Origin of the sequence: Planktothrix agardhii (assembly GCF_904830935.1) — a bacterium.
Taxonomy (GTDB): Bacteria; Cyanobacteriota; Cyanobacteriia; order Cyanobacteriales; family Microcoleaceae; genus Planktothrix; species Planktothrix agardhii.
Map to the genome: position 1 here is coordinate 2,043,366 of NZ_LR882952.1, position 12,673 is coordinate 2,056,038.

Below are 12,673 nucleotides of genomic sequence, written 5' to 3' on the forward strand. Positions count from 1 at the left end.
CGCCTAACAGTTTGTTGTTGCGCTTTAGCGCTCCAGGTATGGGCGATCGCCTAATGATAATTCAGCGATCCAATCATCAATATCTGTAAGTATAAGTTGAGGAATTTCCCAAGGGAATAAATGGGCGGTATTTGGATAACAATAAAATTGAGAATTGGGTAATAATTGCGCTGTTTCTTGACTGGATACGGCGGTAATATGGCGATCGCATTCTCCCGCTAAAACTAAAGCCGGACAGTGAATTTGTTGTAAGTATTCTAAGCGATTATAGCCCGATATCAAGGCTTGATTTAGGGCTTGAGTTGCAAACCCAGAAGTTTGTATAAAAGCTGGAATTGCTGCTTTTGCTAAATAGTGGTAAGCACTAGAATTATGTTGTTGAATTAAATAGCGAAATAGCGATCGCTTTCCCAAGGTTTCAATATTCCATCCCCAACAGGGAAATACCCAATTAATAATTCCAGCTAAACCCGTATAAACATAATCTAAATTAGAAATTGGAGGATGATTTCCCCTGGGTTTTGCCGCCGAAGCAATTAAGATTAAACCCTTAACTTTTTCGGGAAATTTTAGGGCTAATTCTAATGCTAAAATTCCCCCTAATGACCATCCCAAAACCAAACATTGATCAATATTAAATTCTTGAAAAAGTGTTTCTAAATCCTGCAAATGATCCCCCATTTCAAACCCTTGACGGGTGCGACTGTTTCCATACCCTCTTAAATCCGGTGCGAGGGTAAAATACCGTCGGGAAAGATGGTTAGTAAAAACAGACATACATTGACCCGAACCCGGATGTCCATGTAAACAAATAATCGGAAATCCTTGACCTTGAATTTGGGTATTTAACCGCAATTGCTAACCTCCTAAATTTGTTTTTTATAGATTAGCATTAAGTTCACCCATTAGATCGACGGCTAGAAGTGATAAAATATTAATATTGAGCAAAAAATAAATTTAAGAATTGGCTATGAGTATACAAGATGAAACCATCACTAAAATCAAACACCTTCCTGATGAGCTTGTTAAAAAAGTTAATAACTTTATAGACTTTTTATTAATTAATTTTAACAAAAATTCTTCTGATTTTGACCCGATTTTAAATGAGGATTTAGAGATTTCAGAGTCAGATTTTTCTGACTATCTCAAAAATTTAGAAGACTATGAAGAACGTTTAGCACAGGGCGAAATTAAATGGTAGAGATTTATCGCGGAGATGTTGTTTTGTGCGATCTCAATCCAGTCATGGGTACAGAACAAGCAGGAATAAGACCTAGTGTAATTCTACAAATTGATCGGGCTAATGCTGTTAGTCCTCATACAATTATTGCTCCATTTACAACAAAAATTAGGAGTGTAATCTTACCTTCTCATGTCTTCGTTCCAGCAGGTACAGGAGGATTAAATCAAGATTCGGTGCTTCTCTGTGAACAAATTAGAGTTATTGATAAATCGAGAATTATTAAAGTGCTGGGAAAATTAAATCCAGAAAATTTGCCAGAAATATTAAGAGCTTTGTCTACAATTTTAGGTTTAACTATAGATCGCTTTTAACAATGCTTCACTGATATTTGCATTCTACCATAAAATTGATTAACATTTTTGGGTTTTGAGGTGCGTGTATTGGCACTTACACACCCTACAAACGAACTATACCTGTGGTATTAAGTTCAATTAATTAGGTTAAAAAATAACTGATTAAAGTTGCCCATTCTCAACAATATATTCAGCTATTTTATGAATGCTCTTGCTAATTTGGGGAACATTAGCTGTATTATTATCAATAGCGGTAATAATATATTTTTCTCCATTAATTTGAGCCGCGACTGTTGTTCCAATTACCCTAGAATTTTGACCGGTTTTTTCTCCTAACCATTGGGTTTTAGGTAATCCTTGTAAACCCGCATAACCAATAACTCGATCATATTGACGATTTAAGGCATCAATTAATACCTGGGATGAGGGTTGTTCATAATTATAAATCTGTACCATCATTTCCGTGAGTTCATTACTGGTTAATCTATTTCTTCCAGTTCCCGGTCGCCAAGGCATAATCCGATCTCCCATTAATTTAAAATTAACTTTTGTGAATTTATAGCCTTGGGATTCTAAATATTTATTAATATAATCGGAACCTAAATAGTCAATTAATTGATTCGTAGCAATATTACTACTATGATCAATCATTTGTCCCATTAAGTCTTTTAAAGAGTAGGATTGACGAGCTTGAATAGATGAAGCATCTTCGGTAAAATTGCCTCCCACAACCAGAACTTTTTGCTCTAAACTAATTTTTTCCTCGCCTGTTTTATGTAAAAGTGCGATCGCTACGGGAACTTTAATTAGACTCGCAGGACTCGCCGGAGGTTCATTTCCTCGTAAATTAACGCAGTCTCTTTTTAAGGTACAAACTGTTAACATGGCTTGACGAGTTAAGCCACTTTCTTGACGAATTTGTTCTAATATTTTTGATCTAGCATCCAGTAATTCATCGGTAATTTCTGACAGACTGAATTTGTATTCTTTAATTTTGTTAGAAGTTTTACGAGCTAATAAAGAATGGGGGGAAATTTCCTCTAAATTATTAATTGCTTTTTCCCAAAGTTCTTGAACTTGTTTTCGCTGTTGGGGAGAAGGATTATTAGGATTAGCAATTTTTTGTGCTTGGGTTACTAAACGGCTGGCTTGTTGCCAATTATCTTCGGCTCGTTGTTCAACTAACATTTGAATCTCAACAGTTTTTAATTTTTGAAGTAAAACTTCATTGGGTTCAAATTTCAGGGGATCGGTAAATAAAGAGTTAAAAAAATTCGGTTCGGGTTTATTTTTCGGAGGTGTTTCTAACTCTTGAATTAAGCGATCGCGCAGGTTGATTAACTCTTTTAAAGAACCAGCCCCATACAATTCCGAAGCCGTCCCCAGGGAAGGAAGTGTCTGGGTCAGTCCCAGACCCAAGATCATTGCCATAGTACCTGTTACTGTTGTAGCCCAACGCCAGACTTGACGCATCTTTAAAACTCCTCAAACACACGCTTTATCGGTTTATAGACGTTATATCAAACGTCTGTTTGTCAGCAAAAAAACATTTTTGCCCAAGGTCTGAAATGGATAAGATACCTAATTAGATTACCATGATTATCAATCGTCAGATAAATTTTATATTGGGACGAAAAATTGGCAACTAGATCATAAATAGTGATTGGGGCGGGTTCGAGACAATATTTATTAATTAGCATAAATCTAAATAAACCCGCCCCAACCAATTAATAATTACCAGAAACAGGGTGAAATATAAAATCGGTTATTTCTTGGTTTTTTTTATCACTTTTTTAACTAATATTGGAATTTCTGAGGGTTGTTTAGCAACAAGAACTTCAGCATTTTTAAAAGCAGAAACTTTACTTTCAACCGTTCCAGGATCGACCATATTCTTAACCACTTTTGAAGTCATTAATAGACTAGCATGACCCAAAAGTTTAGTAGTCGGAGCGTGTAACCCAGCAACATAAGCAATAACGGGTGTATCAATAGATTCCGCAATATAAGAAGCCGCTTCTTCTTCGCTAGTTCCCCCCATTTCTCCCACTAAAACAATAACATCTGTATTTTCATCCTCATCCAAAATTTCTAACCATTGCAGAAACGAAGATCCCACAATAAAATCACTGCCAATACTAACAGCAACTGATTGACCTAATCCTCCTTGAGTTAACTCCGCCGCCACTTCATAGGTTAGGGTACTACTGCGACTTAATAATCCCACATTTCCGGGTCGATAAAATTCAACCGGATGGGTTCCTAATAACAATTTATCAGGAATAATAATTCCCGAACAATTGGGGCCCACCACTAAAGTTTCTGTAATTTCCGCCTTCCGAACTAAATGCACCATATCCAAAGGGGGCATTCCCTCTGTCACAATAATTAATTGACGAATTCCTGCCGCCATTGCTTCTAATGCCGCATCTAAAACTTGATAGGGGTGAACAAAAATTACACTAATATCAATTTCACCCACATTTGTAATTACTTGTTCTACCAAATCAAAGATCGGAATTTCACTTAATTCCCGTCCTCCCTGACCCGGACAGACACAGGCGACAACACGAGTTTTGTATGTTTTCATTTGCACCGCTGCATGAGTTAAGGAGGGTGATATTGTAGTACCCTGTATAATGACTTTACTATCAGGAGTTAAATTCATAATTCGAGAAAATTTTACACAGTTAATCAAAAAAACTATTTGGCTAAATTAATAGCCGCAGTCACAGCTAAATCCAACCGATCAAATAAATTTACAGGTAAATCAGTAAACTGTTCTATATCTGATTCGGGTTTAATTCCAGCCAACATCAGAACAAATTTAGGTAAATTACTGGTTCTAGCTTTTCGTTTCAAATATCCGGCAATTTCCACTAATAAAGAAGAACGAATAATCGGTTGAACCCAAAGATTAATAATCACAACCTTAACTTGTTTAGATTGGGTAATTCGATCAATTCCTTGATATAAACGTTGGCGAAAATTGTCTGTAATTTCATAGTGATCTGCCCCACCTAGATTTAAGAAATTAGCAGGTTTTCCCGATGATTGCATGACTAAATCTAAAGTTGCCATCGTTAAACCTGCACCATTGCATAAAATCCCAATATTACCTTGTAATTCGACTAAATTCAGTTCAGGGTGAAACAATTGATCGGAAATTATCGGTAGGGAGAGAGAACTACATTTTTGTTGAGCTTTAAGTAAAGTAATTAAGTCTTCATGGCGTCCTAATGCTCCATCATTCGCAATTACTTTCCCATCCAATGCCATCACTTCTCCCGTGGGACTAATCCCCAAGGGATTAATTTCTACGAGATCCAAATCTTTCTGGACAAATAGACGATACATTTTTTCCACAATGGCACTGACCAAGAGAATTAAATCTCCCTTTAATCCCATTTTTAGAATTAATCTTCTAGCATAAAAAGGAGAAAAATCTTGGTCAACAATGACTTGCTGAATTTTGGAAAGGGTTGCTTCCACATTCACCCCGCCCTGTTGCGATCCCAATAATACCGGACGTCGTGACCCGGAATCCAAGGTGACAGCTAAGTATAATTCCCGATCCGCATCATATTTGGCTTCTGCTAACAGGACTTGGGGACATTCACCCCGAATCGGTAAATTAAAAATCATTTGAGCCGCAGCAACCGCATCAATGGTATTTTCCGCAAAGCGAATTCCTCCGGCTTTTCCCCTACCTCCAGCCCGGACTTGGGATTTCAACACCACCGGATAGGGAATTTTTAAACCCTTTAAATCTTGAGCATTGTTAATGCTTTGTGAGGGTAAAACCGGAATCCCCATCTCACGAAATAAGGTTTTAGCTTGATACTCTAGCAAATCCATAATCAGTTATCAGTGTAAGAGGTATCATTTATCAGTTATCAGTTGACCGATTACTGATTATTGCCTTGATGAACGGTCTTGACCCACTTGAGTTGTTTGGGACGAATTCCCATCCGAATCGTTGTACTCCCCACCACTAACAACCAATGGAGCATATATACCGTACCCCGCAGGGTATCAATCCCAATGGTCAATTTTTCCCAGAGGGGAGGCGATGTCTTGCTGCTATGGGTTGAACCCAATTCAGGACTAACATTAACCATTGTCCCTTGTGTTTGACGAATCCTTCGTAATCCTAAGAACATTCCCAATAGGGATAGAGTTAGGGTAAAACAGGTTAAGGGTGTGGTTAAGGGTAAACTGCCTTGAATCAGCGATAGCACCAAATCGGGAACTACCGCCGTTGGTAAAATATATTGGGTGATCCAAAAGCAAAACAAATCTAGGGTTTTTTGAGTTCCCATCCGGTTGCTCAGAATCAACTGCCAATAGTCTAAATAGCGTTGATAGCCGCCTTCTGCCCAACGGTTGCGTTGATGCCAAAGGGCTTTAAAATTGGTGACTCCTTCCTCATAAATCGGGGGAAAGGATAAACATTCAATATCCCATTGATCCAAATGCAACCGAATGGTTAGATCTAAATCATCGGTAATGGTTTCTTCATTCCAACCGCCACAGCTTAACAGGGCTTCCCGTCGGACAAACTGGCCATTTCCCCGCAGTTCTCCAATTCCGCCCATACTAATCCGTTTTTCTTGGAAATAGGCATCTAAAGCCATTTCTGCGGCTTGGGAGCGAGTCCAAAAATTTTCGGAAGCATTATTAATCGCTTTTCGCACTTGCACAGCGCCGACTGATTCTGGATAGAATATGGGAACAATATGGCGTAACATATCCGGTGCAATTTGAGCATCGGCATCAAAGACCCCGATAATTTCTCCTTGAGTTAAGGCTAAAACTTGATTTAAGGCGCCTGATTTTCCCCCACTGGCATTAGCTGACCGCCGTAATACTTTGAGTTGTGGATAGTCTTGGCTGAGTTTTTCCAAAACTATCGGGGTTTTATCACTACTATTATCGTCAACTATCCACAATTCATAACAATCACTGGGATAATCTAAGTTACATAAATTTTTAACTAATTGACTAATAACGGCTTCTTCGTTTTTAGCTGCTACTAATAGGGAAATATAGGGCCAATTATGTTGGGGTTGTACTGGTTTGGTTAACTGTAGGGAAGGTATTTTAGCTGAGAAAATTCTGATAGCGTGAATCGACAATAGACCCGTCAAACCCAGGATCAACCCCATCCCCCAGGAAACAAAATGCAGGGCAGTGATCCCGCCCCAAATTAAAGTTAAGGCAAGGGCAGCTTTCCATCTGCGGCCTTGATACCAATTAGGGCAAACCTGCAAATTTGAGTGGTTTTGATTCTCGCGGATAGGGTGCAATGGGTCATTTATAACCGAAGGATAAAGCCTAGATGATCCAGTCTCACGGTATTGACTTTCCTCCTGATTTGGTTGAGATGTGGGAGCCGGAGATTCACCAGGGGACTCTTGATCACGGGTGAGCTTCTTGATATTACTGTTGTCAGCATCCTGTTCTGGCCAAGACTGTTTTGGCATAGATAATCTGATTTACCCCTCAATATTCGTCCAATCTGCTACCAGTGTATCTAATATTGTGACCAAAAAATGGGATACAAGCTTCGCCCTTCTAGGGCGACTTTAAAAAGCCATTAATAAATTAGGCAGGACACACCTTAATATAAGTAGGAAGCAGTTAACCTCTACTGTTTTAGGTGTAAACCTATTGCAGCAAGCCGAGTCATTGAACGAAGAATCCTCGTCGCTTTAGCGCGAGGAGTGTCAATAAACAAAGCCAAAATATTAGAATTCTTTTTGAGGATTGGATGACAACTGGGCTAAATTGAGAGTAGTAATCCGATCGCGGGAGTAACAAATCTATGACTGACACCACAGTGGCTCTGACCCAACTAAAAGCGGCTGAGAAACGGGAAATTGGGGTCTACCTGCCCTACTATGATGAGAAGAAGCGCAAATACTTAGCCTATTCGATTAGCCTATATAAAGAGAAAAGTTTGGAAGGCGCTCGCAATATTGATGGTGGGGATGGAATTCCTTTTGTGGCAACTTGGAATGTTTCTTCTTTACCCGCCGATTTAACCCGTTGTCGAGTACAGTTTGATGGCAATGCCGATCTCAGTTATGAAGTCATCCTGTCCAACCACGAGTTTATTAAGTATTTAATTGAAGTTCTGCAAAATTTTAGCCGGACTCGTACCGTTGATTTTTCTCAAGATTTCTACAAGAAACTTTTGCATTTGGATCATTAAATAAGGATTCACTCTACAATAGAAAGGCTAGGGTCAAACCCTGAGAATTTCTTCTGAAAAGACTGATAACTAAAAGTATTTTAAGGATTCAGTCTAACGGGGGAAAATATCATAATTTTTTGAATTAATCGATAACAAATTGAGGAGTAAATTTCGTGACTGAGTTTGGAAAGTCTATATTAATCGGGTCAACAGAGCCTTACACCGGTAAATCAGCAATCGCCTTGGGTCTGGGTCATCTGTTTCAGGATAAAGGGTTAAAGATAGTTTATGGTAAGCCTTTAGCTACCGATATCAGTGACGACGATGAATCCTTTGATACTGATCTTCAGTTTGTGGCTCAAACCTTAAAATTATCTCAAGAGCAATTGCGATTTCCGATTTTGACCTTGGATGAAACCACAATTTATCGGCGTTTACAGGGGGAAGATTCAGTCAAATATATTGAATCCCTGACTTCCTATCAACAAACATCCTCTGCTGATTTGATTTTACTCGAAGGGCCAAGAACCTTACAAGAGGGGCTGTTATTTGGTTTATCTGTTCCTCAAATTGCGGATCAACTAGACGCGTCAGTTTTGTTAGTGACCCGTTTGCATTCCCATTTGGCATTAGATGATTTACTGTACGCTCAACAACGTTTAGGCGATCGCTTATTAGGTATTATTATTAATGATGTTCCCCCCGAAGAACTAGAAGTTACAACCACTTGTATCCAACCATTTTTGGAAGCACAAGGGATTCCAGTATTTGGAGTTTTACCCAGAAATCCTATTTTACGAAGTGTCACGGTCAAAGAGTTAGTTAAACAGTTGAAGGCCCAGGTTCTTTGTGGTCGGGAACGCTTAGATTTGATGGTGGAAAGTCTAAGTGTTGGGGCGATGAATGTGAGTTCCGCGATGAAGTATTTTGATAAATCCGTGAATATGGCTGTGGTTACCGGAGGTGATCGCACGGATATTCAACTTGCTGCTTTAGAAAAATCTACTAACTGTTTAATTCTAACTGGTCAACTTCCCCCCGCGCCAATGGTATTAAGTCGGGCTGAAGATTTAGAAGTACCCGTCCTTTCTGTTGATTTAGACACCTTATCAACGGTAGAAATTATTGATCGAACTTTTGGTCAAGTTCGTCTCCATGAGCCAATCAAAGTTGCTGCTGTGAATCAACTCATGGACAAACATTTTGAACTGGATCGTTTTATTCAATGGTTAGGAATTTCCCTACCTGTGTCAGCAAGCCCGAATTAAGAATTAAGAAAAGAAGTTCTCCTAATTCTTAATTCTACCCACTCTAACTAAGCAGGTAATGGGGGAACGGTTTGAACCCATCCGGGTTGTTGAACTTCCCGCAACACATAATTACCAGGAGGAACGTTAGTAAAGGTATAACTACCATTTGCTCCCGTTACGGTTGTGGGTTCAGTGGGGTCAATAACGCCGTTACCATTGCCATCAATATAAATTGTCCAACCCTGCAAAGGGGTTTCACCTGCATCAAACAAACTATTGGCATTCGCATCATTGAACTTTATGCCGCTGATAGAACCGAATTGACGGTTGCCAAAGTTAACAATAGCATTCGTGCCACCAGTGATGCCAACGGGGCCAGGGTTAGGAGTCGTTTGTGTCCATCCAGGTTGCTGTACTTCCCGCAGGGTGTAATTTCCTACGGGAACATTCGCAAAGGAGTAGCGACCATCCGCACCTGTAACGGCAGCTGCTTCTGTGGCTTCAAGCCTGCCATTGCCGTTGGCATCAATAAAAATCGTCCACCCGGGTAGGGGGGCTTCACCGGCATCCAGTAGGGCATTACCGTTGTTATCACTAAACTTTAAACCGGTGATGTTTCCTAATTGGTTGTTACCAAAGTTAATTCCAGTGATATTAGCTCCCCCAGTTAGGTTCACCGGGCCAGGGTTCGGGGTGGTTTGTGTCCATCCAGGTTGCTGGACTTCTCGAAGACTATAGTTACCCGGGGGAATATTCGCGAAAGCATAAGCACCCGTGGCATTCGTTACCGCAGTTGGTTCTGTGGCTTCCAGGGTGCCATTGCCATTGGCATCAATAAAAATCGTCCATCCTGCCAAGCCTACTTCCCCTGTATCGAAGGTGGCATTGCTATTGAGATCATCAAATTTGATCCCACTAATCGAACCAAACTGACGGTTACCAAAGTTAATAATGGCATTAGTTCCACCCGTGACTCCAACAGCACCGGGGTTGGGTGTGGTTTGTGTCCATCCGGCTTGCTGTACTTCTCGAATGGTATAACTAGCTGGTGGAAGATTACCGAAGGTATAACGACCATCAGCGCCTGTCACGGCTGTTCCTTCTCCGGCATCAAGAATGCCATTAGCATTACCATCGGCAAAAATTGTCCAGCCCTGTAATGGGGTTTCCCCGGCATCAAATAAAGCGTTACCGTTATTATCGTTGAATTTAATCCCTGTAATCGTCCCAGATTGGTTGTTACCAAAGTTAATTCCAGTAATATTGGCTCCTCCAGTCACACCCACTGGGGCGGGGTTAACTGTAGTTTGTACCCATCCAGGCTGCTGTACTTCTCGGATGGTATAGTTGCCTGGAGTTAAGTTACCGAAAGCATAAGCACCCGTGGCATTCGTTACCGTGCTGGGTTCTGTTGCTTCGAGGGTTCCATTATTGTTGGCATCAATAAAGATATTCCATCCGGCTAAAGCGGGTTCCCCCGTTGTTAGCAGGCTATCACGATTGAGATCGTTAAATTTAATTCCACTGATGGAGCCTAATTGAGTATTCCCGAAGTTAATACCGTTGAGGTTTTGTCCTGAAGCTAATGAAACAGGAGCCGGGTTTTGGCGACCTTCCCTAGTAATCGTGTCAATATTAGGGTCTACAGGTACTGTGAGATCCTGGGTTTCTAATATGGTAACCGGGATCGCAGGAACTAGGCCACCAGCACTCAAACCCAAGGAAGGGGGCAGTTCTAATGGTTGCTCTCCACTAAAAAGAGGAATCGCGGTAGCGGATGGTGAATCAAGTGAAAATACAGCGTCCATAAAATAAATTGTCCTTTTATGACAAGTAATTGACGACTCTTTATGATTTTTCGGATAAAAACTAGGAATCTGGCTATCATGCTACCCTATATTTTCATTTTCATCTAGTTTAGAAGTTAGAGAATTTAATTTCGGGAGAGGGAATAGGGCATGGGGAATATTGCTACAGTTATCGAAAAAATGGGTTTAAAACCCCGTCCTTCTAGGACGGCTTTATATTGGGTTGTCTATTGACATCTATTTTTTAGAACTATTTTTGTCAAAGCCTAACATTTTTCAGCAGTTCCCTATCTTTAGAAAGATGCAATGGGTTTTAATTTATGGTAATTTCGTAAAAATAAAAAATTAGCCTAATATGACCATGTTATTTCAACGTTCTAGTGGGATTTTACTTCATCCTACTTCTTTTCCCAGTCAACATGGAATTGGAGACCTAGGAAAATCCGCTTATGAATTTATTGATTTTTTACAACAAAGTGGTTATAAATTGTGGCAGATATTACCCCTGGGGCCAACAGGAGAAGAACATTCTCCTTATATTATGAATTATAGTACCTTTGCGGGTAATCCGTTAATGATTAGTTTAGAAGAATTAGCCCAGGAAAGATTATTAGAAACTGAAGAAATTATTCCCTTAGAGGGGAGAGACCCTAACCAGGTTAATTTTGAAGCGGTTATTCCCCACAAAACCTTATATCTCAAAAAAGCCTACACTCGCTTTCAAGAACAATTAGACCAACACCCTTCTCCTGGCTTTGAAAAATTTTGTCAAAAACACGCTTCTTGGTTAAATGATTATGCCCTATTTATGGCTTTATTAGAAGCCCATGGGGGTCAAAGCTGGAATAATTGGGAACCCGCTTTAGCCCATCGAGATCCCGATGCGTTAAAAGTCAAAACCGAAGAATTAAAAGAAGCCATAGCTTATCAAAAATTTCTGCAATTTATCTTTTTCAAACAATGGGAAAAATTGCGTCAATATTCCAATAAAAAAGGAATAAAAATTATTGGAGATATTTCTATTTATGTATGTTATAATAGTGTCGAAGTTTGGTCAAATCCTAATTTATTTCAACTAGATTCTGAAACTTTAGAACCCATTTATATTGCCGGAGTTCCCCCGGATTTCTTTAGTGAAACCGGACAATTATGGGGGAATCCAATTTATAATTGGGAGGAACTAAAAAACACAAAATTTGCTTGGTGGATTGAACGATTTAAAGCTACCTTGGAATATGCAGATTATGTTCGGATTGACCATTTTCGAGCCTTTGAAGCCTATTGGCGGGTTCCTGGTTACGAAAAAAATGCGATTAAGGGTGAATGGATTAAAGCACCAGGTTATGAATTTTTTGATACCCTCAAACAACAGTTAGGAGATTTACCAGTTTTAGCAGAAGATTTGGGAATTATTACCCCAGAAGTGGAACAATTGCGAGATCATTATAATTTCCCAGGAATGAAAATTTTACAATTTGCTTTTGGTGGGGATGCCAATAATGTTTATCTTCCCCATCATTATATTCAAAATTGTTTGGTTTATACAGGAACCCATGATAATGATACGGCTATCGGTTGGTGGGAAACTGCCAGTACCGCAGAAAAACAACATTTTGCTGAATATTTGGGTTATGCTTCTCCCGATGAAATCACTAATATTAACTGGGTGTTAATTCGTTTAGCCTTAAGTTCCCTTGCCAGTTTAGCGATTATTCCTCTCCAAGATATTCTTAATTTAGGGCATGATGCCAGAATGAATGATCCGAGTCATAATCATGGAAATTGGCGCTGGCGTTATCAAAGTTCAGAATTATTAACTCAGGAATTAAGCGATCGCTTATTCAAGTTAAATCAACTTTATAGCCGATAAAAATAGCGAT

11 protein-coding genes are annotated in these 12,673 nt (G+C 39.6%); 5 read left to right on the top strand and 6 right to left on the bottom strand.

Annotated features, from left to right (window positions below; translation table 11 throughout):
• Positions 1-24: 24 nt before the first annotated feature.
• The gene (locus NMG88_RS09470; RefSeq protein WP_254035364.1) at positions 25-855 is read right to left on the bottom strand and encodes an alpha/beta fold hydrolase; all 831 of its coding nucleotides are present in this window, start codon (positions 853-855) and stop codon (positions 25-27) included.
• Positions 856-970: 115 nt separating this feature from the next.
• Between NMG88_RS09470 and NMG88_RS09475 the strand changes: the two genes are divergently transcribed.
• Positions 971-1,201, top strand: coding sequence for a hypothetical protein (locus tag NMG88_RS09475; RefSeq protein WP_026786078.1), 231 nt, complete (start codon positions 971-973; stop codon positions 1,199-1,201).
• A complete protein-coding gene (locus NMG88_RS09480; protein ID WP_026786077.1) occupies positions 1,195-1,554 on the top strand; it encodes a type II toxin-antitoxin system PemK/MazF family toxin in 360 nt (119 codons plus the stop codon). Before NMG88_RS09475 ends, NMG88_RS09480 begins: the two co-directional genes overlap by 7 nt.
• 144 nt (positions 1,555-1,698) lie before the next feature.
• Here the strand turns inward: NMG88_RS09480 and NMG88_RS09485 are convergent, their stop codons facing one another.
• From NMG88_RS09485 to NMG88_RS09500, 4 genes are all read right to left on the bottom strand, one after another.
• Positions 1,699-3,009, bottom strand: coding sequence for a serine hydrolase (locus NMG88_RS09485; RefSeq protein WP_042155661.1), 1,311 nt, complete (start codon positions 3,007-3,009; stop codon positions 1,699-1,701).
• 292 nt (positions 3,010-3,301) lie between these two features.
• Positions 3,302-4,204, bottom strand: a complete 903-nt coding sequence (locus NMG88_RS09490; protein ID WP_042155658.1) for a succinate--CoA ligase subunit alpha — start codon at positions 4,202-4,204, stop codon at positions 3,302-3,304.
• 35 nt (positions 4,205-4,239) lie between these two features.
• Positions 4,240-5,394 (bottom strand): ATP-grasp domain-containing protein, encoded by a 1,155-nt coding sequence (locus NMG88_RS09495; RefSeq protein WP_227351052.1) that lies wholly within the window; start codon positions 5,392-5,394, stop codon positions 4,240-4,242.
• 50 nt (positions 5,395-5,444) lie between these two features.
• On the bottom strand, positions 5,445-7,022 hold the full coding sequence (locus tag NMG88_RS09500; protein ID WP_042155654.1) for a glycosyltransferase family 2 protein: 1,578 nt from the start codon (positions 7,020-7,022) through the stop codon (positions 5,445-5,447).
• Positions 7,023-7,363: 341 nt separating this feature from the next.
• Between NMG88_RS09500 and ebsA the strand changes: the two genes are divergently transcribed.
• Positions 7,364-7,753, top strand: coding sequence for a type IV pilus biogenesis protein EbsA (gene ebsA / locus NMG88_RS09505; RefSeq protein ID WP_173401007.1), 390 nt, complete (start codon positions 7,364-7,366; stop codon positions 7,751-7,753).
• 155 nt (positions 7,754-7,908) lie between these two features.
• Positions 7,909-9,003, top strand: coding sequence for a phosphotransacetylase family protein (locus NMG88_RS09510; RefSeq protein ID WP_026786069.1), 1,095 nt, complete (start codon positions 7,909-7,911; stop codon positions 9,001-9,003).
• Between the two features lie 47 nt (positions 9,004-9,050).
• Here the strand turns inward: NMG88_RS09510 and NMG88_RS09515 are convergent, their stop codons facing one another.
• Positions 9,051-10,793, bottom strand: coding sequence for an SdrD B-like domain-containing protein (locus tag NMG88_RS09515; RefSeq protein WP_235751848.1), 1,743 nt, complete (start codon positions 10,791-10,793; stop codon positions 9,051-9,053).
• Positions 10,794-11,154: 361 nt separating this feature from the next.
• On the opposite strand from NMG88_RS09515, the gene malQ reads away from it, so the two are divergent.
• A complete protein-coding gene (gene malQ / locus NMG88_RS09520) occupies positions 11,155-12,663 on the top strand; it encodes a 4-alpha-glucanotransferase (RefSeq protein WP_227366458.1) in 1,509 nt (502 codons plus the stop codon).
• Positions 12,664-12,673 lie beyond the last annotated feature (10 nt).